Origin of the sequence: Streptomyces sp. rh34 (assembly GCF_002551245.1) — a bacterium.
In the GTDB taxonomy this organism is placed as follows: domain Bacteria; phylum Actinomycetota; class Actinomycetes; order Streptomycetales; family Streptomycetaceae; genus Streptomyces.
In genome coordinates this window covers 28345-50856 of the sequence record NZ_NTGZ01000019.1, presented here as the reverse complement: position 1 = coordinate 50856, position 22512 = coordinate 28345, and the positions used below count along the sequence as shown (strand labels likewise).

23 protein-coding genes are annotated in these 22512 nt (G+C 71.1%); 15 read left to right on the top strand and 8 right to left on the bottom strand.

What is annotated here, in order from left to right:
• From CR470_RS06860 to CR470_RS06850, 3 genes are all read left to right on the top strand, one after another.
• A partial coding sequence (locus CR470_RS06860) for an ABC transporter permease (protein WP_097866691.1) occupies positions 1 to 876 on the top strand: 876 nt, incomplete at its 5' end.
• On the top strand, positions 864 to 1721 hold the full coding sequence (locus tag CR470_RS06855; protein ID WP_097866690.1) for an ABC transporter permease: 858 nt from the start codon (positions 864 to 866) through the stop codon (positions 1719 to 1721). The genes CR470_RS06860 and CR470_RS06855, both read left to right, overlap by 13 nt.
• Positions 1718 to 2791 carry an ABC transporter ATP-binding protein gene (locus CR470_RS06850; protein ID WP_097866689.1) on the top strand — a complete coding sequence of 358 codons (1074 nt, stop codon included), beginning with the start codon at positions 1718 to 1720 and terminating at the stop codon, positions 2789 to 2791. Before CR470_RS06855 ends, CR470_RS06850 begins: the two co-directional genes overlap by 4 nt.
• Positions 2792 to 2798: 7 nt before the next feature.
• Here the strand turns inward: CR470_RS06850 and CR470_RS06845 are convergent, their stop codons facing one another.
• The 3 genes from CR470_RS06845 to CR470_RS06835 all read right to left on the bottom strand — a co-directional run bounded on the left by CR470_RS06845 (position 2799) and on the right by CR470_RS06835 (position 5408).
• The gene (locus CR470_RS06845; RefSeq protein WP_097866688.1) at positions 2799 to 3557 is read right to left on the bottom strand and encodes an SDR family NAD(P)-dependent oxidoreductase; all 759 of its coding nucleotides are present in this window, start codon (positions 3555 to 3557) and stop codon (positions 2799 to 2801) included.
• Positions 3558 to 3776: 219 nt separating this feature from the next.
• Positions 3777 to 4511 (bottom strand): Mut7-C RNAse domain-containing protein, encoded by a 735-nt coding sequence (locus CR470_RS06840; protein WP_097866687.1) that lies wholly within the window; start codon positions 4509 to 4511, stop codon positions 3777 to 3779.
• A gap of 75 nt (positions 4512 to 4586) precedes the next feature.
• Complete coding sequence (locus CR470_RS06835) at positions 4587 to 5408, bottom strand: helix-turn-helix domain-containing protein (RefSeq protein WP_097866686.1); 822 nt, start codon at positions 5406 to 5408, stop codon at positions 4587 to 4589.
• An 85-nt stretch (positions 5409 to 5493) separates the two neighbouring features.
• Between CR470_RS06835 and CR470_RS06830 the strand changes: the two genes are divergently transcribed.
• Positions 5494 to 6132, top strand: coding sequence for a TIGR03086 family metal-binding protein (locus CR470_RS06830; protein ID WP_097866685.1), 639 nt, complete (start codon positions 5494 to 5496; stop codon positions 6130 to 6132).
• Positions 6133 to 6303: 171 nt separating this feature from the next.
• Here CR470_RS06830 and CR470_RS06825 read toward each other — a convergent pair whose 3' ends face one another.
• On the bottom strand, positions 6304 to 6870 hold the full coding sequence (locus tag CR470_RS06825; RefSeq protein WP_306667789.1) for a TetR/AcrR family transcriptional regulator: 567 nt from the start codon (positions 6868 to 6870) through the stop codon (positions 6304 to 6306).
• Between the two features lie 167 nt (positions 6871 to 7037).
• Here CR470_RS06825 and CR470_RS06820 point away from each other — a divergent pair, with 167 nt between their 5' ends.
• Positions 7038 to 8639, top strand: a complete 1602-nt coding sequence (locus CR470_RS06820; RefSeq protein ID WP_097866683.1) for a carboxylesterase/lipase family protein — start codon at positions 7038 to 7040, stop codon at positions 8637 to 8639.
• 105 nt (positions 8640 to 8744) lie between these two features.
• On the opposite strand, the gene CR470_RS06815 is transcribed toward CR470_RS06820, so the two are convergent.
• Positions 8745 to 9329, bottom strand: coding sequence for a hypothetical protein (locus tag CR470_RS06815; protein ID WP_097866682.1), 585 nt, complete (start codon positions 9327 to 9329; stop codon positions 8745 to 8747).
• Between the two features lie 332 nt (positions 9330 to 9661).
• Here CR470_RS06815 and hemL point away from each other — a divergent pair, with 332 nt between their 5' ends.
• The 7 genes from hemL to ccsB all read left to right on the top strand — a co-directional run bounded on the left by hemL (position 9662) and on the right by ccsB (position 17821).
• Positions 9662 to 10933 (top strand): glutamate-1-semialdehyde 2,1-aminomutase, encoded by a 1272-nt coding sequence (hemL, locus tag CR470_RS06810; protein WP_097866698.1) that lies wholly within the window; start codon positions 9662 to 9664, stop codon positions 10931 to 10933.
• Entirely contained in the window at positions 10930 to 11691 is a 762-nt protein-coding gene (locus CR470_RS06805) for a histidine phosphatase family protein (RefSeq protein ID WP_257138472.1), read from the top strand. The genes hemL and CR470_RS06805 overlap by 4 nt, the downstream gene beginning before the upstream one ends.
• 484 nt (positions 11692 to 12175) lie before the next feature.
• The gene (locus CR470_RS06800) at positions 12176 to 13438 is read left to right on the top strand and encodes a hypothetical protein (RefSeq protein ID WP_097866681.1); all 1263 of its coding nucleotides are present in this window, start codon (positions 12176 to 12178) and stop codon (positions 13436 to 13438) included.
• A 67-nt stretch (positions 13439 to 13505) separates the two neighbouring features.
• Complete coding sequence (locus tag CR470_RS06795; protein WP_097866680.1) at positions 13506 to 14108, top strand: TlpA family protein disulfide reductase; 603 nt, start codon at positions 13506 to 13508, stop codon at positions 14106 to 14108.
• Between the two features lie 4 nt (positions 14109 to 14112).
• Positions 14113 to 14895 (top strand): cytochrome c biogenesis CcdA family protein, encoded by a 783-nt coding sequence (locus CR470_RS06790; RefSeq protein ID WP_097866679.1) that lies wholly within the window; start codon positions 14113 to 14115, stop codon positions 14893 to 14895.
• Between the two features lie 5 nt (positions 14896 to 14900).
• On the top strand, positions 14901 to 16730 hold the full coding sequence (gene resB / locus CR470_RS06785; RefSeq protein ID WP_097866678.1) for a cytochrome c biogenesis protein ResB: 1830 nt from the start codon (positions 14901 to 14903) through the stop codon (positions 16728 to 16730).
• Positions 16727 to 17821, top strand: coding sequence for a c-type cytochrome biogenesis protein CcsB (ccsB, locus tag CR470_RS06780; RefSeq protein WP_097866677.1), 1095 nt, complete (start codon positions 16727 to 16729; stop codon positions 17819 to 17821). The genes resB and ccsB overlap by 4 nt, the downstream gene beginning before the upstream one ends.
• A 128-nt stretch (positions 17822 to 17949) precedes the next feature.
• Here the strand turns inward: ccsB and CR470_RS06775 are convergent, their stop codons facing one another.
• Complete coding sequence (locus CR470_RS06775) at positions 17950 to 18294, bottom strand: PLD nuclease N-terminal domain-containing protein (RefSeq protein ID WP_097866676.1); 345 nt, start codon at positions 18292 to 18294, stop codon at positions 17950 to 17952.
• A gap of 208 nt (positions 18295 to 18502) precedes the next feature.
• Here CR470_RS06775 and CR470_RS06770 point away from each other — a divergent pair, with 208 nt between their 5' ends.
• Positions 18503 to 19960, top strand: coding sequence for a menaquinone biosynthesis decarboxylase (locus tag CR470_RS06770; protein ID WP_097866675.1), 1458 nt, complete (start codon positions 18503 to 18505; stop codon positions 19958 to 19960).
• Between the two features lie 14 nt (positions 19961 to 19974).
• On the top strand, positions 19975 to 20886 hold the full coding sequence (mqnP, locus tag CR470_RS06765; protein ID WP_097866696.1) for a menaquinone biosynthesis prenyltransferase MqnP: 912 nt from the start codon (positions 19975 to 19977) through the stop codon (positions 20884 to 20886).
• 6 nt (positions 20887 to 20892) lie between these two features.
• Here mqnP and CR470_RS06760 read toward each other — a convergent pair whose 3' ends face one another.
• A complete protein-coding gene (locus CR470_RS06760) occupies positions 20893 to 21519 on the bottom strand; it encodes a rhomboid family intramembrane serine protease (RefSeq protein ID WP_097866695.1) in 627 nt (208 codons plus the stop codon).
• Positions 21520 to 21639: 120 nt separating this feature from the next.
• Between CR470_RS06760 and CR470_RS06755 the strand changes: the two genes are divergently transcribed.
• Positions 21640 to 22326, top strand: a complete 687-nt coding sequence (locus CR470_RS06755) for a UbiX family flavin prenyltransferase (RefSeq protein ID WP_097866674.1) — start codon at positions 21640 to 21642, stop codon at positions 22324 to 22326.
• Positions 22327 to 22333: 7 nt separating this feature from the next.
• Here the strand turns inward: CR470_RS06755 and CR470_RS39435 are convergent, their stop codons facing one another.
• The gene (locus CR470_RS39435; protein WP_179892168.1) at positions 22334 to 22480 is read right to left on the bottom strand and encodes a hypothetical protein; all 147 of its coding nucleotides are present in this window, start codon (positions 22478 to 22480) and stop codon (positions 22334 to 22336) included.
• Positions 22481 to 22512: the final 32 nt, after the last annotated feature.

Below are 22512 nucleotides of genomic sequence, written 5' to 3'. Positions count from 1 at the left end.
GGCGACGGCCGTCCGGGCGGCGCCCGCCGCCGCGGCGCGCGGCGGCACCGGTGGCCCGTCGTCGTTCCCTTCTTCGCGTTTCTCGCGGTGTGCTTCGGGCTGCCCGCCGGGACCATGGTGTACGGGGCGTTCACCGTCCTGGACCCGGCGAGCGGCGCCGGCCGGTTCTCGGCGGAGAACGTCAGCGGGTCGCTGTCCGGGGCCTACGCGACCGGCCTGACCGGGAGCGTCGAACTCTCCGCTGTGACCGCGCTGCTGGCGACCGTGATCGGCACGCTGATCGCGCAGGCCGTCGTCAGTTCCCCGCGGCCGGCGTTGCGGGGCATCGTCGTCTCGGCCGGCGGGGTGCTCGCCAACTTCTCCGGCGCGCCCCTCGCCTTCGCGTTCATCGCGACGCTCGGCACCACCGGCACGGTCACCCAGCTGTTCCACCTGGACCGGACGGGCTTCAGCCTCTACAGCTTCACCGGCCTGGTGCTGGCCTACCTCTACTTCATGGTCCCGCTGATGGTGGTGACCGTCCTGCCCGCGCTCGACGGCCTGCGCGCCCAGTGGCAGGAGGCCGCCGCGTCCTGCGGGGCGACCCGGGGGCAGTTCTGGCTCCACGTCGGCATCCCGGTGCTGACGCCCTCGCTGCTCGGCGGCGCGGTGCTGATGTTCGGCACGGCGTTCGCCTCGCACGCCACCGCCGCCGTGATGGTCGGCTCGTCGCAGCCGCTGATCACCATCCAGATCGCCAACGCCCTCAACGGCAACGTCCTGGTGGGCCAGGAGAACCTCGCCCTCGCCATGAGCCTCAACATGGTCGTGATCGCGCTGCTCGTGATGGCCGTACAGATACCGCTGCAGCGCAGGAGTACCCGATGGCTCGGATGAAGTTCACCTCGCGGGGCGTCGTCCTGCCGCTCGCCGCGCTGTATTTCCTGGTCCCCATCGGCGCCTCGATCTGGTTCAGCGTCAACGAGGTCGAGGGCGTCAGCTTCGACGCGTACACGAAGGGGATCGGCGCCGAGGGGCTGACCACCAGCCTGATGCTCTCGGTACGCCTGGGCCTGGCCACCATCGTCTGCGGACTGCTCCTGATGGTGCCGACCCTGGTCGCGATCGCGCTCTATCTGCCCCGCCTGCGCCGGATCGTCGAGATCCTGTGCATGATGCCGCTGGTGGTCCCGCCGATCGCGCTGGTCGCCGGCGTCACCACGGTGCTGTCCTGGGAACAGGACCTGGCCGACACGCCCCTGTACATGACCTTCCAGCTCCTGCGGGACGAGGACTTCCCGCTGGTCCTCGTGCTCGTCTACACGGTCATGTCCCTGCCGTTCCTGTACCGCTCGCTGGACGCCGGGCTGCGCGCCGTCGACCTACGCACCCTTGTCGAGGCCGCCCGCAGCCTGGGAGCCTCGCGGCTGCAGACCCTGCGGCAGATCGTCGTGCCGAACCTGCGGACCGCCGTGGTGGGCGGCGCCGTACTCAGCCTGGCCATGGTGCTCGGCGAGTACACCGTCGCCTCCGTGCTCTCCTACCGCCCGTTCTCCGTGTGGATGGTGGAGGTCAAGGACTCCGAGGCCCAGCTCTCGGTGGCGGCCGCGATGCTGAGCCTGCTGATCACCTGGGGGCTGCTGCTCCTGCTCACCACCCTGGCCGGCGGCCGCAGCCGCCGTCGGGCGAACGCCGTCCGCGACAACTCCGTCCGTGAGAACCGAAAGAAGACCGTGTCATGACCGTTCCCGTGCACCTCAAGCAACTGCGCCGGAAGTTCGGCTCCACGGTCGCCCTCGACGGACTCGACCTGGACATCGCCCCCGGCGAGATGGTCGCCCTGCTCGGGCCGTCCGGCTGCGGCAAGACCACCGCGCTGCGCATCATCGCCGGGTTCGAGAGCGCCGACGGCGGCGAGCTGCTGATGGACGGCCAGGACGTCACCCCGGTCCCGGCCCACCGCCGTGACATCGGCATGGTCTTCCAGTCGTACAGCCTGTTCCCGAACATGACGGCCGCCGAGAACATCGCGTACGGCCTGCGGGTACGGGGCCGGGCGAACGCCGAGCGCAAGGAGCGGGCCCGGGAGCTGCTGGACCTGGTCGGCCTGCCCGGCCGCGAGGGCACCTACCCGCACCAGCTGTCCGGCGGCCAGCAGCAGCGCGTCGCGCTCGCCCGCGCGCTGGCCGTCCGGCCCAGGGTGCTGCTCCTCGACGAGCCGCTGTCCGCCCTGGACGCCAAGGTGCGGCTGACCCTGCGCGAGGAGATCCGGCGCATCCAGCTGGATCTCGGCATCACCACCGTCTTCGTCACCCATGACCAGGAGGAGGCGCTGTCGATGGCGGACCGCGTCGCCGTGATGAAGGACGGGCGGCTCGAACAGTGCGCCGCGCCCGGCGAGTTGTACGACCGCCCGGCCACGCCGTTCGTCGCCGAGTTCGTCGGCACCATGAACCGGCTGCCGGGCATCGTCCGGGCCGGCGGGGTCGTCGAGCTGTTCGGCCGGCGGCTGCCCATCCACGGCGCGACCCCCGCCGCCGGCGCCGAGGTCGACGTACTGCTGCGCCCCGAGGGCCTCGCGGTCGGCGCCGCCGACGACGGGGCGGGCACTCCCGCGACCGTACGGGTGGCGACCTTCCTCGGCCCCACCACGCGACTGCACCTCACCACGGACTCCGGAACCGCCTGCAAGGCCGACCTGCCCAGCTGGGAGGCGGCCGCGCTGACGCCCGGAGCGCGGTGCGCGATCACCCCGCACGACCACCCGGTGCTCGTCGCCGAGCGGGCCGTCGCCCCGTCCCCGAAGGGGTGATCCGGGTTCACCCGGTGCGGTGGACCTTCGTGTTGGAGGCCTGGGCGCGGGGGCGGACCACCAGGAGGTCGATGTTGACGTGGCTGGGGCGGGTGACGGCCCAGCCGATCGTGTCGGCCACGTCCTCGGCGGTGAGCGGGGCGTCGACGCCCGCGTAGACCTTGGCGGCCTTCTCCGTGTCGCCGCGGAAGCGGGTGGTGGCGAACTCCTCGGTCCTGACCATGCCGGGGGCCACCTCGATGACGCGGACCGGGGTGCCGACGATCTCCAGCCGCAGGGTCTCGGCCAGGACGTGTTCGCCGTGCTTGGCCGCCACGTAACCGCCGCCGCCCTCGTACGCGGACAGCGCCGCGGTGGAGGAGAGGATCACGATCGTGCCGTCGCCGCTCGCGGTGAGGGCGGGCAGCAGGGCCTGGGTGACGTTGAGCGTGCCGATCACGTTGGTCTCGTACATCTGGCGCCAGTCGGCAGGGTCGCCGGTCGCCACCGGGTCGGCCCCGAGCGCCCCGCCCGCGTTGTTGACGAGGACGGCGAGGGTGCGGAACGCGGTGGCGAACTCGTCGACCGCCGCGCGGTCGGTGACGTCCAGGGGATAGGCCGTCGCCTGGTGACCGGCCTCGGTGATCTCGGCGGCCAGCGCCTCGACGCGGTCCTTGCGGCGGGCGGTCAGCACGACCCGGAAGCCGGCGGCGGCCAGCGTACGGGCGGTGGCGGCGCCGATGCCGCTGCTCGCGCCGGTGATGACGGCGATGGGGGTGGCGGCCATGGCGATCTCCTCGGACTGCTGATCGGGTACGGGGAGAAGGATAGGCAGGCGGCGCGGCGCACCCCGTGCGCGGGAGGGCACGACCGGCAGAGCGCGCCGGACCTGCGGCTCACGAGCCCGGCACGATCCGGACGGAAGCCCCTGCGGGAAGCCCTGCGGGAAAGCCCCTGCAGGAGCCTTGCGGGAAAGCCCCTGCGGGAAGCCCCTGCGGGAAAGCCCTCAGGCCGGCGCGCCCCCGAACTCGGCCATCGCCTCGGACACGATCGTCTCCAGATGGCCGTGATGGGCGCCGCGCCAGTACACCCGGGAGCACTCGGTGCACTGGGCGAACACGTCGTACGCCTCCTGGGTGCCGTGTTCCAGGAGTCCGCTCACGGAGTCCTTCGCCGCCCCGGCCAGCGTGCCGTTGCACGCGGTGCAGCGGGTCCACGGGGCCAGGGCCGGAGCGAAGCGGCCGAGGACGTCGCGGAGCTGCTCCGGGGGGCGGTCGCTGTAGACGTACGCCCCCGCCCAGATCTCGCGGCGGCGCAGCAGCCCGCGGTCCCGGGAGAGCAGGACCCGCCGCTCCCGTGCGGAGAGGGCGGCCAGGGCGGGGTCGCCGATGTCCTCGCTCTCGTACGCCGCGTCGACGCCCAGGAGCCGCAACCGGCGGGCCAGTGTGCCGAGATGGACGTCGAGGAGGAAGCGCAGGGGGGCGCCGGGGACCTGCTGGGGGCGTTCCACGGCGCGTACGTCGACGTGCTCGCCGGGGCCGGGCACATGCGAGCGGGCCACCGGGGCGCCGTTCACCAGCAGCGTTCCGGCCTCGGTGAGCGGGACGCCGAGGGACTCGATGACATGGCCGAGGGTCGAGGAGCCGTCCGTGACGAGGGGCGTGGGCCCGCCGCGGCGGTCGTGCGGGACGAAGAGTCGCAGCTCGGGAGCTACTTCGAGACTGATCTCGGGTCCGTTCACCCGGTCAGGATGCCACCGGGGCGGGAGAGGCTGCCAGGGAATTCGCGGAGCGCGCGGGTGTGCGCCCGGCCGCCGTCAACGTGGGGCGAACGCCGTCGGGGGCACGCCCACCGTCGCGGTGAAGTCCCGCACCAGATGGGCCTGGTCGCTGTAGCCCAGGTCCGCCGCGAGCCGCGACCAGTCGACGGCCGGGTCGGATCCGGCGCGTTCCAGGGCCTCGTGGACGCGGTAGCGCAGGATGACCCACTTGGGTCCGACGCCGACGTACGCGGAGAAGAGCCGTTGCAGGGAGCGGGCGGAGAGCCCCGTGTCCTGGGCGAGCCGGTCGGCCCGGAGCACCGTGCGGTCCGTGCGCACCAGGTCGACGGCGGCCATCGCCAGCGTTGCCCGGGGATCGGGGCGGGGTTCCAGGGTCAGCAGGAAGGCGTCCAGCGCCCTGACCCGCGCGTCCTCGTCGTCCGGGTCCAGGACGGCCTGGACAGGGGGCGGCAGCCGTAGCGCCCCGGCGGCGTCGGACCGCAGCCCGGTCCACGCGGACACCGGTCGCCCGGGGGCGAACGGCCGGAAGCCACCGGGCCGGAACTGCACCCCGCAGACCCGCCCGCGCCCGGTCAGCTTCCGGGTGAAGAGCCCGGGGTCGACGCCCGCGACCTCGGCGTACCCGGACCGCTCCCGGGGGCCGTACCCGGCCTCGTACCGCTGGAGGACCAGGTTCACCGACGGGTGCGGGACCACATGGGCGGCGTACGGCTCGGTGAGGTCCCAGTCGATCAGCCAGTAGTGCTCCAGGTACGGGCGCAGCGCGGCGGCGGGTTCGCGGCGTCGGAAGCGCACGCGGGCGAACAGGTCCGGGGCGTCGACGATGCCCCGGGTGTCGCGGCGGGGTCCGGCGGCCATGCCCCGATCCTAGGTGGCGCGTCCTCCGCCTGTCTGTCGTGTTTCTTCAAGACACCGGGCGGGGTGCGGACGCAGGATGGAAGGCATGACGCAGAAGATCAGTGACCTGCTGGAAACCGCCGCGGCCCGGGCCCTGCCCGTGGTCCGGGGCATCGACGACGGGCAGTTGGGCGACCGTACGCCGTGCGCGGAGTACGACGTACGGGCGCTGCTGAACCACCTGTTCCTGGTGGTGGTGAACTTCCAGGCGCTCGCCGCGCGTGAGGAGGTGGATTTCGGCCAGGAGCCGGAGTTCGTGACGGGCGACTGGCGGGGCAGGTTCGGTGAGGAGACCGCCCGGCTGGTGGAGGCGTGGAGCGCGCCCGGTGCCGAGGAGGGCACGACGGGGCAGATGGGGCTGCCGGCCCGGACGGTGGGGCTCATGGTCCTCGGCGATCTTACGGTGCACGCCTGGGACCTGGCGCGGGCGACGGGCGCGGACTTCGTGCCGGAGGGGAGCGTGCTCGACGAACTGGGGCCGGGGCTGGCGGCGATGGCGCCGCAGGCCCGGGAGATGAAGGTGTTCGGTGAGCCGTTCCCGGTGGGGGAGGGGGCCGGCGCCTTCGAGCGGCTGCTGGCGGTGACGGGCCGCGACCCGGGGTGGCGTCCGACCGGGACGACCGGGACGACCGGGACGGCCGGGACGCCTGGGACTGCCGGGACGCCTGGGGCTGCCCGGGGCTGAGGCTGCCGGTGGGGGGACCGGCGGGGCGCGGGGCCTCGTAGAGGGGGGCCGAGCGCGGCGTGCGCGTCGCCGACGATCTCCTCGGCCAGGAGCAGCATCCCCGTGCTCGTCCTGGGCGGCGGCAGCTACGCGGCCTGTGACTACTGGTGGCGCCGCATCAAGGCCCGAGCCCTACGCCTCCTCGGGCAGGTGGGCGGCCAGTGCCCGCAGGCCCGCCAGCACCTCCTCGGCGGTGGGCGCGGATTCCGGGTCGGTGAGGTGCTGCATCATCAGGCCGCTGACGAGGGCGAGTTGCACCGAGCCGATGGTGCGGATCGTCTGCTCGGACAGCTCGCTCTCCGCGGTTCCGGTGACCTCCCGCGCCATGCCGCTGCGGCCCTGTCGCAGTCCGGCGGCCACCTGCTCACGCAGCCCCGCATCGCGTTGGGCCCGCAGGACGGTCTCCAGATTGGCGATCCAGAACGTCTTGTTGGCCGAGAAAGCCTCGATCAGACGACGCCACAGCGCGCCGAGGTCGCTGTCGCCGGACGGCGGCCCGAATGCCTGGCCCCCCGAGTCGAGCGCCTCGAAGAGCGCCTGATTGAGCAACGCCTCCTTCGAGCCGAAGTGATAGCCGATCGCGGCCATGCTGACGCCCGCGGCCGAGGCCAGATCGCGAACCGTCGTGCGCTCGTAGCCCTTGTCGAAGAGGCACCGCCCGGCGGCCTCCAGCAGCTTCTCCCGGTTTCCCATTGCCATGGCGCCGACCCTAGCAACGTTCTGCGCGCACGCGCCAGACGATCGCCTCACGCGAACGCCTCAGGCGTTCGTATTGGGCGCTCGCATTGGGCAATCGTCTTGCGCGGTTGCCCAATTCCTGATTACGGTTCCGGTCATCGAAGACCACACCGATCCCGGGAGTCCGGATGAGGATCAGACCGTTCCGCGTCGCCGCCCTTGCCGCGGCCGCCGTCTCCACCACGCTCGCCGCCACGCTGATCACGGCCGGCCCCGCGCCGGCGCACTCCGAACCGCACGTGCCCCAGACTCGTGTGACGACCGCGGAAGGCCCGGTCCAGGGCTCGGCCGAAGGTGCGGTGCGCACGTTCCAGGGCATTCCTTACGCGGCTCCGCCGACCGGGGAACGCCGGTGGAAGGCGCCGCAGCCGGTGCGTTCCTGGTCGGCGCCGCTGGACGCCCGAACCCCGAGGAGCGCCTGCGCGCAGCCGACCGACCAGCCGATCTCGATCGAGGGCGGCGGCAGCGAGGACTGCCTCCATCTGAACGTCACCACGCCGGCCGGACGGATGGCGGAACGGTTTCCGGTCATCGTCTGGATCCACGGCGGCAGCTTCGCCTACGGAGACGGCGCCACCTACCGGGCGGCCGAGCTGGCCGCCGCGCGGCAGGGCGCCATGGTCGTGACGGTCAACTACCGGCTCGGCGCGTTCGGGTTCCTCACCGCGCCGGGCCTGCGCGCGCCGGCCAACCTCGGCCTTCTCGACCAGCAGGCCGCGCTGAAGTGGGTCGAGCGCAATGCCTCAGCCTTCGGCGGGAACCCCCGCAATGTCACGATCATGGGGCAGTCGGGCGGCGGTTACAGCGTCTGCGCCCAGCTCGTCTCGCCCGGAGCGCGGGGGCTCTTCGACAAGGCGATCGTGCAGAGCGCGGGCTGCGCGGGACCGGACGGCTCGTTCACCCGCGCACAGGCGGAGGCCAACGGCCGCACCGTCGCCGAGGCCGCGCACTGCGCCGATCCGCGAACCGTCGACTCCTGCCTGCGGCGCAGGTCCACCGGCGCGCTCGTCGAAGCGTCGCTCTCGGGCCATGACGGCTACCGGCCCGTCGTGGACGGCACGGTACTGCCCGAGGCCCCGTCACGGGCGATCGCCTCCGGTCGGTTCGCCCGGGTGCCGGTGCTGCACGGCTCCACCCACGACGAGATGAGCGGGCTGGCCGGGCTCGAAGAGGTCATGACCGGAGAGCCGCTGACCGCCGAGAAGTACGCGGAGAAGATCACCGAACGGTTCGGGAAAGATGCTCCCGCGATTCTGGCCGAATATCCCGCCGCGCGTTACTCGGCGCCCGGAGCGGCGCTGTCGGCCGTGCTGACCGACTCGGAGTGGTCGACCGCGGCGCTCGACACCCAGCGCGCGCTGGCCCGCCATACCCGTGTCTATGCCTACGACTTCGCCGATGCGCGGGCCCCGTACTTCAGGAAGGTGCCGCGGCCGGCGAGCTTTTCGCTCGGTACCGGCCACATGGTCGACCTGGCCTACCTGTTCGAGAACGATCTCTTCGAGCCCCTCAGCGCCGAGCAGGCCGGGCTGTCGGACACCGTGACCGCCTACTGGAGTCGGTTCGCCGCCACCGGCCGGACGGATGCGCACGGCTTGCCCACGTGGAAGCCGTTCACGCCCCGCAGCCCGTATGTGCAGCGACTCGGATCCGGCCGCATCGGGCCGACCGATTTCGCGGCTGACCACCGCTACGCCTTCTGGAAGGCGCTGGCCACCGCCGGGCGCTGAGCCGGGGCGAAAGACTTCGGCTCGCGCGCCGGGGCGATGGGCTTCGGCCCGGCGCCCCGCGGTGAGCCGGACGCTTTCGGACGGAGTCCGCCGGGAAGTCCCGGATCAGGGCCACACCAGGCAGTACGCCTGATGCCCCGCGTCGTGCAGCCGGTGGGAGAAGTCCTGCCACTCGTGGAGCAGCTGGTAGACGTTGAAGGCGTCGCGCGGGCCGCCGCGGTCGGGGACCGTGGACCAGATGAAGGCCGCCGCGCCGACCGACTCCTCGCCGACGCCGCGCAGCGGGTCGACGACGGTCATCGGGAGCTTGACCACCGCGTAGTCGGGGTGGAGAACGACCAGTTCGAGCGGGGGGACCTTGTGCAGGGGTATGCCCTGGATTCCGGTCAGGACCATGGCGGCCACGGTCTCCGGCTTGATCTTGGTGAACATGCCGCCCATACCCAGCTCGTCACCGCCGAGCTCCTCCGGGCGCATCGAGATGGGCACGCGTGCGGCGGTGGCCCCGTCCGGGGCGCCGAAGTACTTGTACGTCACCCCCATCCCGCCCCCGCTCCTGGTCCCGGGGGGCGGCGTGCTGTCCGCGCCCCTGCTCTGGGCGCGCTCGGCCCTGCGCCGGTGCCGCCCTCGCCGGGCAGGCTCGGGCCCCAGGTCGTCGGTCCCTTCGCCCACTTCGCCACCGCGATGCATATCTCATCCACCCGACTACTTCTTAGGAGACACAGCCCCCGCCGCGCAACCCGATCATCGTGTCAGTGACCTCCCCCGCGGGCGTGCGGTGAAACACCTGTCCGCAAAGACCGCGCGTGCCTCTGACACCATGGCATGTGTGAGCTTTCCCTATGTCGGCCCAGTTTCGCAGACGCGAGGGGACTGACGCTCTTTCGTGATACGAGGGGAGTGCGCTCCCTGCTCACCGGTGGCCGAGATTCTTAGGGATTTCCCGGCCCGGCCTCCCGATACCCGAATCGCAGATCAGGACCAAAGTGGCGTATTCATACGAAGCCCCAGTTTCGCAGTCGCTGTTCGACCGAGCGTCCGTCGTGACGCCCGGCGGCGTGAACTCTCCCGTGCGTGCCTTCCGGGCCGTGGGCGGTACGCCCCGGTTCATGGTGTCCGGCACCGGTCCGTACCTCACCGACGCCGACGGACGCGAGTACGTCGACCTCGTGTGCTCGTGGGGGCCGATGATTCTCGGCCACTCTCACCCCGAGGTTATCGCCGCAGTCCAGGAGGCGGTCTCCCGCGGCACCTCCTTCGGTACGCCGGGGGAGGGCGAGGTCGCGCTCGCCGAGGAGATCGTGGCGCGGATCGAGCCCGTCGAGCAGGTGCGCCTGGTCTCCTCCGGCACCGAGGCGACCATGTCGGCGATCCGGCTGGCCCGCGGTTTCACGGGCCGGGCCAAGGTCGTGAAGTTCGCCGGCTGCTACCACGGGCACGTGGACGCGCTGCTCGCCGCGGCCGGGTCGGGCCTGGCCACCTTCGGGCTGCCCGACACGCCGGGGGTCACGGGCGCCACGGCGGGGGACACCGTCGTGCTGCCGTACAACGACCTGGACGCGGTGCGCGCCGCCTTCGCCGCCCACCCGGGTGAGATCGCCTGCGTGATCACCGAGGCCTCGCCCGGCAACATGGGCGTCGTCCCGCCGGCGGAGGGCTTCAACGCCGGGCTCAAGGAGCTGTGCGCGGCGAACGGCGCGCTGTACATCTCCGACGAGGTCATGACGGGCTTCCGTACGTCGAAGGCCGGCTGGTACGGCGTCGACGGCGTCCGGCCCGACCTGATGACCTTCGGCAAGGTGATGGGCGGCGGCTTCCCCGCCGCGGCCTTCGGCGGTCGCGGCGACGTGATGGCGCACCTGGCCCCGGCCGGCCCGGTCTACCAGGCGGGCACCCTCTCCGGGAACCCGGTCGCCACCGCCGCCGGGCTCGCCCAGCTGCGGCTGCTGGACGACGCGGCGTACGCGAAGATCGACGCGGTCTCCGCCGAGCTGCGCTCCCTGGTGGGCGACGCGCTCACCGAGGCGGGCGTCGCGCACACCGTGTCCGCCGCGAGCAACATGTTCTCCGTCTTCTTCACCGACGAGCCCGTCCGCGACTACGACGACGCCAAGAAGCAGGACGTCTTCCGCTTCACCGCGTTCTTCCACGCGATGCTGGAGCAGGGCGTCTACCTGCCGCCGTCGGCGTTCGAGTCCTGGTTCGTCTCCACGGCCCACGACGAGCGGGCGGTCGAGCGCATCGCCGCCGCCCTGCCCGGCGCCGCCCGTGCCGCAGCGGAGGCCACCGCATGAGCGAGAGCGCGAACGGCGACATCGCGAACGGCGAGAACGCGAGAGGCATCGCGAACCGCGGCAACGTGAACCGCGACGAGCAGCTGACCGTGGTCCACGTGGTCCGGCACGGCGAGGTGCACAACCCGGACGGCGTGCTCTACGGGCGCCGCCCCGGCTACCACCTCTCCGACCTGGGCCGGAAGATGGCCGACCGGGTCGCCGGGCATCTGGAGAAGCGTGACATCACCCATGTCGTCGCCTCCCCCCTGGAGCGTGCCCAGGAGACGGCCGCCCCCGTCGCCAAGGCGCACGGCCTGGAGCTCGCCACCGACGTCCGGCTGATCGAGGCGGCCAACGTCTTCGAGGGCAAGACCTTCGGCGTCGGCGACGGCGCGCTGCGCAAGCCGGACAACTGGAAGCACCTCACCAATCCGTTCAAGCCGTCCTGGGGCGAGCCGTACATCGACCAGGTCGTCCGGATGATGGGCGCGCTCGACGCCGCCCGGGACGCGGCGCGCGGGCACGAGGCGGTCTGCGTCAGTCACCAGCTGCCGATCTGGATCCTGCGCTCCTTCGTCGAGCGCCGCCGCCTGTGGCACGACCCGCGCAAGCGGCAGTGCACGCTGGCCTCGCTGACGAGCTTCACCTACCGGGGCGACCGGATCGTCTCGGTCGGCTACTCGGAGCCGGCCCGGGATCTGGTGCCCGTGCACCTGCTGGCCGGGGCCAAGCCGGTGAAGGGCAAGCCGGGGCAGTCCAAGGCGTTCGGCGCGTAGCCGGAGGCTCAGCCGCAGCCGCAGCCCCCGAGAGGCAAGCGGACATGCGGGATATGCGGTATCTGCGGGACATGTGTACGTGCGGGACATGACGGGACCGGTCGCCTGGGCAACGGGCGGCCGGTCCCGTCCCCGTTTCGGCTTCCCCCGCCCGGTACGCGGCTTCACCCACACCGTCCACCGTGGCAGGCGGCCGGGCGGCCGGGGCGGCCCTCCGCGTCCGCGCATGAGTTCGACGTTCCAGGGAAGCCGCCCTGTCGGCCGACGGGAGAACTGCGGAGGGCCGCCTCTGCGTCCCCCCTCAGAGCTGCCCGCAAGGGTGTACGGGTGCCGCACGGGCGTCGCACCATGATCGACCGGACGGTCGGCAAGGTGAAGCGTAAAGAAAGTCCCCAAATGCACGGAACCGACGTGTTACGCGCCTCATCTAACCCTTCAGCAGTTTGTATGGGCATGAGATAAAACGACCGCAGATGGGGACGGTATGCGCGACATCAACCGAAGGGGCCTGCTCGGGGCGGGGCTCGGCGCCGCAGCCGCGATCGGACTCGCCGGCTGTGGCACCTCGGGCTCCTCCGGCGACGGAGGGTCCGGCCAGGGCGGCAAGGGCGACACCGGCGGCAGCGGCAACGGCAACGGCAGCGGAAACGGCGCACCGAAGAACAAGGTCCGGCTGATCGGTGACGGCTCGACCGCCGACACCGGCAAACAGCCCAACCAGCCGCAGGCCCCTGTTCCGCTGGAACCCGGCCAGAAGCCGCCGCAGTTCGTGATCTTTTCCTGGGACGGTGCGGGCGAGGTCGGCAACGGGCTCTTCCCGCGCTTTCTCGAACTGGCCAAGGAACACGATGCGGCCATGACGTTCTTCCTCTCCGGGATCTATCTGCTGCCCGAGTCGAAGAAATCCCTCTACCGTCCGCCGAACAACCCCCGCGGCGCCTCCGACATCGGCTATCTCACCGACGATCACGTCAAGGACACGCTGACGTACGTGCGCCAGGCGTGGCTGGACGGCCACGAGATCGGCACCCACTTCAACGGGCATTTCTGCGGCGGTTCCGGATCCGTGGAGCGCTGGACGCCCGCCCAATGGCACAGCGAGATCAATCAGGCTGTGTCGTTCGTCACGGAATGGCGGACGAACACCGGCTGGGAGAACGAGGATCCGCTTCCGTTCGACTACCGCAAGGAACTGATCGGCGGCCGTACCCCCTGCCTGCTCGGCCAGGACAATCTCCTGCCGACCGCCCGCAAGCTGGGCTGGCGCTACGACGCCAGTTCGCCCGGCGGCCGTCAGACCTGGCCCGTGAAGCGCGGCGGCGTCTGGGATCTGCCGCTGCAGGCGATGCCGTTCCCCGGGCACTCCTTCGAGGTGCTCTCGATGGACTACAACATCCTCGCCAATCAGTCGAAGAATTCGACGAAGGGCATGCCCTCGCGCTATCCGGGCTGGCGCACGCAGGCCACCGGGGCGTATCTTGCCGGTTTCCAGCGCGCGTACGAGTCGAATCGTGCGCCGTTCTACATCGGCAACCACTTCGAGGAGTGGAACGGCGGCATCTATATGGACGCCGTGGAAGAAGTGATCAAGAAGGTGGCGGACAAGGACGACGTGCGTCTCGTCTCGTTCCGGCAGTACGTCGACTGGCTCGACGTACAGGATCCCGCCGTGCTCGCCAAGCTCCGGACGCTGGACGTCGGACAGGCGCCCGCCGGCGGTTGGAACTCCTTCTTTAAACAGGCTTGACAAGGGGCTTTACGGGCACCGAGGGGGGCGCGGGGGAACCCGGAAACTGCCATGCGAAACTTTTCACATGAGCTTTGGCCGCGCATCCCGACGCCGCTTCACCCTGCTCGCCGCCACCGCTGTGGCCGGTGCCCTGACGCTGTCCGCGTGTGGTGACGGCAACACGACCGGAGGCGGAGGCAACACCAACTTCGTCACCGGCAGCGGAGGCATCTCCACCGTCGCCAAGGGTGACCGGGTGGCGGCGCCGAAGCTCGACGGCAACGGTCTGGACGGCAAGCCGCTCGACCTCGCCGACTACCAGGGCAAGGTCGTCGTGCTCAACGTCTGGGGCTCCTGGTGCGGCCCCTGTCGCCTGGAGGCGAAGTACTTCGCGCAGGTCTCCCAGGAGACGGCGGACCAGGGCGTCCAGTTCCTCGGAATAAACACCCGTGACGCCCAGCGGGACGCCGCGATCAACTTCGAGAAGGACTACGGGGTCGAGTACCCGAGCTTCTACGACCCGATCGGCAAGCTCATCCTCCGCTTCCCCAAGGGCACCCTGAACCCGCAGGCCATCCCGTCCACCGTGGTCATCGACCGGGACGGGAAGATCGCGGCCCGCACGCTCCAGGCGCTCGACGCGGACGAGCTGCGCAAGATGATCGACCCGATCATCGCGGAGAAGTGATCCGGTGACCACGCTCGCCGCCCACCACGGGGCCGTCACGCTGGCCGCGTACAACGAGACCGTCATGAGCGGGACCCTCCTGGTGTCCCTGCCCATCGCCCTGCTGGCCGGCCTCATCTCGTTCTTCTCCCCGTGCGTGCTGCCCCTCGTACCCGGCTATCTGAGTTACGTCACCGGGGTCAGCGGCACCGACCTCGCCGATGCGCGCCGGGGCCGCGTCGTGGCGGGCGCCATCCTCTTCGTGCTCGGCTTCACCGCCGTCTTCGTCTCGGGCGGGGCCCTCTTCGGCTACTTCGGCCGGGAGCTCCAGGTACACGCCGAGCTGTTCAACAGGATCCTCGGCGTCCTGATGATCCTCATGGGGGTCTTCTTCATGGGGCTCCTGCCGGGGGTGACGCAGCGCGAGTTCCGGTTCCACAAGCGGCCGGTGACCGGACTGGCCGGCGCACCGCTGCTGGGCGCGCTCTTCGGGATCGGCTGGACCCCCTGCATCGGTCCGACCTTCGCCGCCGTGAGCACGCTCGCGTTCACCGAGGGCACCGCCGGACGCGGCGCGATACTGACCGTCGCGTACTGTCTCGGTCTCGGTGTCCCGTTCGTCCTCGCCGCGGTCGCCTTCCGCAAGGCGCTCGGCGCGTTCGGCTGGGTCAAACGCCACTACGCATGGGTGATGCGGATCGGCGGCGGCATGATGATCGTGACCGGAATCCTGCTGCTGACCGGCGTGTGGGCCACGCTCATGCAGCACATGCAGAGCTGGTCCAGCGGCTTCGTTGTAGGGATCTGAGTTCAATGAGCAAGTCGAACGGCACGGAGACGCGGCAGCGCGAGGACGAGCGCGGCCAGGGCTCCGCCCACGGCGCGGCGGGCGAACGGCTCTCCACCGCGCCCCGCGAGGAGCGCGCCGACACCGGGGCGGGCGTGCCCGCGATGAGCGTGATCGGCTGGGCGCGCTGGTTCTGGCGTCAGCTCACCTCGATGCGGGTGGCCCTGATCCTGCTCTTCCTGCTCTCCCTCGGCGCGATCCCGGGTTCGCTGATCCCGCAGACCAGCGTCGACGACATGAAGGTGCAGGCCTTCAAGGACCAGCACACCACCCTGACCCCGGTCTACGAGAAGCTCCAGCTCTTCGACGTCTACAGCTCGGTGTGGTTCTCCGCGATCTACATCCTGCTGTTCGTCTCGCTCATCGGCTGCATCGTGCCGCGCACCGGCCAGTTCGTCGGCCAGCTGCGCAGCCGCCCGCCGGGCGCGCCGAAGCGGCTGACCCGGCTTCCCGCGTACACCACCTGGCGCACGGAGGCCGAGCCCGAGGAGGTCCGCGAGGCGGCCCTCGGGGTCCTGCGCAAGCGGCGCTTCCGGGCGCACGAGGCGGGCGACGCGGTCGCCGCCGAGAAGGGCTACCTCCGCGAGGCCGGGAACCTGGTCTTCCACATCGCCCTGATCGTGATGCTGGTGGCCTTCGCCTCCGGGGAGCTCTTCAAGTCCGAGGGCGGCAAGCTGATCGTCGAGGGCGACGGCTTCTCCAACACGCTCACCCAGTACGACGACTTCAAGTCCGGCTCGCTCTACGACTCCGACTCCCTGGCCCCGTTCAGCTTCGTGCTCGACGACTTCGTCGGTACGTACGAGAAGAACGGCCCGCAGCGCGGTACCCCGCGCACCTTCGAGGCCCGGGTGACCTACACCGAGGGCGCCGAGGGCGCGGAACGCAAGGACGTCATCAAGGTCAACGAGCCGCTCGTCGTGGACGGCACCAAGGTCTACCTGATCGCCCACGGCTACGCCCCCGTCGTCACCGTCCGGGACGGCAAGGGCGAGGTCGTCTCGCGGTCCGCCGTCCCGCTGCTGCCGATCGACGACAACATCACCTCGTCCGGCGCCATCAAGGTGATGGACGGCTACAAGGACAAGAACGGCAAGAAGACCCAGCTGGGCTTCAAGGCCTTCTTCGTGCCGACGTTCGCCGGCGAGGGCAAGGGCCAGATGTTCTCGCAGTTCCCCGGCCTGGACTTCCCCGTGCTGGCGCTCAGCGCCTACCAGGGCTCCCTCGGCGTCGACTCCGGGCTCGCGCAGAACGTCTACCAGCTCGACACGTCCAAGATGAAGGAGTTCAAGGGCGAGGACGGCGAGCTCCTCAAGAAGATGCTGATGCCCGGCGAGAAGCTGGACCTGCCCGACGGTGCCGGCTCCATCACGTTCGACGGCGTCGAGGAGTGGGCCAGCTTCCAGATCTCGCAGCAGCCGGGCAACGGCTGGGCGCTCGCCGGAGCCGTCGCCGCCGTCGCCGGCCTCGCCGGCTCGCTGTTCATCCAGCGCCGCCGGGTGTGGGTGCGGGCGGCCCGGGGCGCCGACGGCGTCACGGTCGTGGAGATGGCGGGCCTGGGCCGCAGCGAGTCCGCGAGGCTCCCCGAGGAACTGGGCGACCTGTCGGCCGCCGTGGTCGCCACCGCCCCCGTCGCCGCGGAGGCCCCGGACACACCGGAGGCCCCGGACACACCGAAGGATCCGGACACGCCGGGCGGGCCCGGCACGACCGACGCCACGACCGATGCCACGAACGAGGCCGGGAGCCGGCCCGTACATCCTGCCGAAGCACCTGTCGAAGGGGCTGAGAAGTGAATCTCGCCGCCGCAACCAACGAGAGTCTGGCGAACACCAGCAATGTGCTGATCTATTCGTCGATGGCCGTCTACACCCTGGCCTTCTTCGCGCATATCGCGGAGTGGGTCCTCGGCAGCCGCAGCAAGGTCGGCCGCACCGCTGCCGCGCTGTCCGCCTCCGGAGCCGGTGCTTCCGTCTCCGCCGCCTCCGCCGCCACCGCGGGGAAGGCGCGGGCCGGTGGCACGGCCGTGCTGGACCGCCCCGAGGTCATCACCCGCTCCGCCACCGGGGCGCGCGACGTGCCCGACGGCCCGGGTGCGGCCGGAGGTACGTTCAAGGGCGACCTGTGGGGCCGGATCGCGGTCTCGCTGACCGTGGTGGCGTTCCTCGTCGAGGCGAGCGGCGTCGCCACCCGCGCCCTGTCCGTGCAGCGGGCCCCCTGGGCCAACATGTACGAGTTCTCCATCACCTTCTCCACGGTGGCGGTCGGCTCCTACCTGGTGCTGCTCGCCCTGAAGAAGAACGTCCGCTGGATCGGCCTTCCGCTGGTCACCACCGTCCTGCTGGACCTCGGCATCGCGGTCACGACGCTCTACACCGACAGCGACCAGCTGGTGCCCGCCCTGCACTCGTACTGGCTGTGGATCCACGTCTCGACCGCGATCATCTGCGGCGCCGTCTTCTACCTCGGCGCCGTCGGCACGGTCCTCTACCTCTTCCGCGACAACTACGAGACCAAGCTCGCCTCCGGCGGCACGCCCGGGAAGTTCGCCTCCTCGGTCATGGAGCGGCTGCCCTCGGCGTCCTCGCTGGACACGTTCTCGTACCGGGTCAACGCGGCCGTCTTCCCGCTGTGGACGTTCACGATCATCGCCGGCGCGATCTGGGCGGGCGACGCCTGGGGCCGGTACTGGGGCTGGGACCCCAAGGAGGTCTGGTCCTTCATCACCTGGGTCGCCTACGCCGCCTATCTGCACGCCCGTGCCACCGCCGGCTGGAAGGGCCGCAAGGCCGCCTACCTGGCGCTCGTCGCCTTCGCCTGCTGGCTGTTCAACTACTACGGCGTGAACATCTTCGTCTCCGGCCTGCACTCCTACGCGGGGGTCTGAGACCGCGTCACGCGGCGCACCGCACACGGCACCGACACAGGACGCCCCGGACGGATCTCCGTCCGGGGCGTCTTCGTGCGGGCGCCGGTGGGGGGCGAGGCGTCACCCCCGGCGGCGGGAACGGCCCGTCAGGACGCGGGCGGGGTCTTGTCGTCGGGGCCCGTACCGCCGTCGCGGCGCCCCCGCTCCTCCTCGGCGTCCTTGTCGTCCTTGAGCGACTTGAGGAAGTCCGGGTTGTCGTCCGGGGCCACCCACCGCTGCCGCCGGTTCCGCTGCCACGAGGCGGGTCCCGTGCCTCCGGCGCTGTTGTGGCGGGTCTTGCCGGCGGCGAGCCACACGACCGGGCCGACGACCCAGAACAGCAGGATGATGAAGACCCAGGCGATCTTCGGCAGATGCTTGGTGTCCTCCTCGGAGGTGTTCAGGCAGTCGATGAACGCGTAGATCGTCAGAGCCAGCGGGACGATGATCATCAGGGCTCTCATGGTGCGTCCCCCAGGAAGCGGCGGCGGGCGGGATGATTGCCCGGTATCGCGGCCAGGGTACCGGCTCGGCATGAAGGAGCCGGGGCCCGGAGCCGTACTCGCCGGGCGGGTGCGCGGACGGTCGGCGGACTTTCGGTGTGCGTGGCCGGGGGAGCCCCGGCGGGGCCGCGGGGGCGGGGATGACAAACTGGACCGCATGGCTTACGACGATCTTCGCTCCCTGCTCCGGGCTCTTGAGCGCGATGGTGATCTCAAGCGCGTCAAGGTCGAGGTCGACCCCCACCTGGAGGTCGGCGAGATCGTCGACCGGGTCAACAAGGCGGGCGGTCCGGCCCTGCTGTTCGAGAACGTCAAGGGGGCCTCGATGCCCCTGGCCATGAACGTCTTCGGTACCGACCGGCGCCTGCTCAAGGCGCTCGGGCTGAAGTCGTACAGCGACATCAGCGACAAGATCGGCGGACTCCTGAAGCCGGAGCTGCCGCAGGGCTTCGTCGGGGTGCGGGAGGCCTTCGGGAAGCTCGGCTCGATGGTGCACGTGCCGCCGAAGAAGGTGAAGTCCGGCGACGCGCCCGTCCAGGAAGTGGTGCTGACCGGCGACGACGTCGACCTGGAGAAGCTGCCCGCGCTGTTCACCTGGCCCGAGGACGGCGGCTCGTTCTTCAACCTCGGCCTCACCCACACCAAGCACCCCGAGAACGGCGTCCGGAACCTGGGCCTCTACCGGCTCCAGCGCCACGACAAGCGCACCATCGGGATGCACTGGCAGATCCACAAGGACAGCGCCAACCACTACCAGGTCGCCGCCCGGCGCGGTGAGCGGCTGCCGGTCGCCATCGCCTTCGGCGCGCCGCCCGCCGTGACGTACGCCTCCACCGCGCCGCTGCCCGGGGACATCGACGAGTACCTCTTCGCCGGGTTCATCCAGGGCAAGCGGATCGAGATGGTCGACTGCAAGACCGTGCCGCTCCAGGTCCCCGCGCAGGCGGAGGTCGTCATCGAGGGCTGGCTGGAGCCGGGCGAGATGCTCCCCGAGGGCCCGTTCGGGGACCACACCGGCTTCTACACCCCGCAGGAACCGTTCCCCGCACTGACCATCGACTGCGTCACCATGCGGAAGCGGCCGCTGCTCCAGTCCATCGTGGTGGGCCGCCCGCCGACCGAGGACGGGCCGCTCGGCCGGGCCACGGAACGTTTCTTCCTGCCGCTGCTGAAGATCATCGTGCCGGACATCGTGGACTACCACCTGCCGGAGTCGGGCGGCTTCCACAACTGCGCGATCGTCTCGATCGACAAGAAGTACCCGAAGCACGCCCAGAAGGTCATGAGCGCGATCTGGGGCGCGCACATGATGTCGCTGACCAAGCTGATCGTGGTGGTGGACGCCGACTGCGACGTCCACGATCTGCACGAGGTCGCCTGGCGGGCGCTCGGCAATACCGACTACGCCCGCGACCTCACGGTCACCGAGGGGCCGGTCGACCACCTGGACCATGCCTCGTACCAGCAGTTCTGGGGCGGCAAGGCGGGCATCGACGCCACCCGGAAGCTGCCCACGGAGGGCTACACCCGGGACGGCGGATGGCCGGAGATGGTCGTCTCCGACCCGGAGACGGCGGCGAAGGTCGACCGTCGCTGGAAGGAATACGGGCTGTGAGCGACGCCTTCACGATGGGCGACGGCAGCGCCGAGGCCGAGCTTCCCCGACGACGCGGGGGTGTACCGGCCTTCCTGCGGCTCGTGATGATCGAGCACTCGGTCTTCGCGCTGCCGTTCGCGTACATCGCCGCGCTGACCGCGATGTTCCTGCTGGACGGCACCATCCACTGGGGGACGCTGCTGCTCGTCACGCTGGCGATGGTGGGGCTGCGGACGTTCGCGATGGCCGCCAACCGGATCATCGACCGGGAGATCGACGCCCGGAATCCGCGGACCGCAGGCCGTGAGCTGGTGACCGGCGCGGTGTCCGTGAAGTCCGCGTGGACCGGCGCGTTCGTCGCGCTGGCCGTCTTCCTGGGCGCGGCGGCCCTGCTCAACCCGCTGTGCCTGGCGCTCGCGCCGCTGGCCGTCGTGCCGATGGTGATCTACCCGTACGGCAAGCGGTTCACGAACTTCCCGCACGCCATCCTGGGCCTCGCACAGGCCATCGGGCCGGTCGGCGCCTGGCTCGCGGTGACGGGCAGCTGGTCGTGGGACGCGGTGATCCTCGGGCTCGCCGTGGGCATCTGGATCGGCGGCTTCGACCTGATCTTCGCCTGCCAGGACGTCCAGGCCGACCGGGCCCAGGGGGTGCTCTCCTTCCCGGCGCGCTTCGGGATCCCGGCCGCGCTGTGGGGCGCGCGGGTGTGCCACGCGGTCACGACCGGGCTGCTGGTGTGGTTCGGGCTGGCCACGGGCGCCGAGGCCTTCTACTGGATCGGCATGGCCGTCGTCGCGGTGGCGTTCGTGTACGAGCACCGGGTGGTGCGGCCGCACGACCTGTCCCGGCTGAACCGGGCGTTCTTCTCCGTCAACGGCTTCATCGGCATCGCGCTGTTCGCCTGCGCGCTGCTCGACCTGCTGGTGCGAGGCCTCACGCCGTGAGGCCTCTCAGACCGTGACCAGGTTGTCCGGCGCGCGGCGCGGGCGACGGAAGAAGAAGGCCGCCGCCACCCCGCCGGCCAGCCCGAACAGGTGGCCCTGCCAGCTGACGCCCGAGTCGGTCGGCAGGACGCCCCACAGCAGCGAGCCGTAGACGACGGCGACGCCGACGCCTATGAGGACGTCCCAGGGGCGGCGGTCCACGAAGCCGCGGACCAGCAGATAGCCGAACAGCCCGAAGACCACGCCGGACGCGCCGAGCGTCACCGTGTCCGGCGGGGCGGTCAGCCAGACGCCGAGGCCGCTGACCAGGATGATCGTCACGACGACGGCGGCGAACCGGCGCAGCCCCGCGAGGGCGGCGATGAAGCCGAGGACCAGCAGCGGGACGCTGTTGGAGGCCAGGTGTTCCCAGCCGCTGTGCAGGAACGCGGCGGGCACCACGTCCCGCAGCTCCGCCGTCTCGCGCGGGCTGATGCCGTAGGTGTCCAGGGCGTTGCCCGTGGCCGTGTCGATCCCTTCGAGGACCCACAGCAGGGCCACCCAGCCCGCCATCAGGATCCCGGCGGTCAGGGCCCGCGCACCGCCGGTGGTGCCGTTGCCCGCGGTGCGGTCGGTGGTCCAGTAGTCGCCCATGGTCTGCCCCTGCCCCGGGTTGCCCGTCACCCGGTGAACGTCTGCGGCGCCCGCCCGGTTCCGGGTGCCGGGCGGGACGGCGTGGCGGATAGGCTCGCGGGTGTGGAATCCAGGACTTCAGTGACTCATCAGCAGCGGCGGCCTTGGATTGTCGGGGTGTCGGGCGCTTCGGGTACCCCGTTCGCGGCCGCCGTTCTGCGCGGGCTGCTGGCGGCGGGCGAGAGCGTGGACCTGGTGGTGAGCCGGGCCTCGCGGCTCACGCTGCTGGACGAGACGGGCATCGCGTTCCGGGACGGGCACTGGCGCGAGGATCTGCGGACCTGGCTGGAGCGGGGGGCCGACGGGAAGCCGGACGCGTTCGCGTTGGGGGACGCGGAGCTGGAGCGCGTACGCCACTGGTCCGCCGGTGATCTGGCGGCCGGGCCGTCCTCCGGGTCGTACCCGGCGCGGGGGATGCTCATCGTGCCGGCCTCGACGGCCTGTGTGGCCGGAGTGGCGCTCGGTCTGTCGAAGGATCTGCTCCAGCGGGCCGCGAGCGTGACGCTCAAGGAGCGCCGCCCGCTCGTCGTCGCGGTGCGCGAGACGCCGCTGAGCGGCCAGACGCTGAAGCAGATGGTGGCCCTGGACGAGGCGGGCGCGGTCGTGCTGCCCGCCTCTCCGGCGTTCTACGCGGGTGCGACGCACATCCAGGATCTGGTGGATTTCGTCGCGGGCCGGGTGCTGGACGCGGGCGGCGTGCCGCACCGGCTGTACCGCCGTTGGGAAGGAGAGCTCGGTGGCGGTTCCCGAGGCGCTCAGGACCGATAGGACCTGGTCAGCGCTGTTTGTGCGCGCGCGGGGTGCGGGTCTTGTCGACGCGGTGCGCGGCGGCGGGCTGGTGGGCACGCGAGCGGTTGGCCAGGTCCTGCAGCTCGCGCATCCGGGCGTAGGCCATCTCGATCGTGTACACGGTGAAGTTCACTCCTGAAGATTCGAAAGCGTTTCTTGGATGTT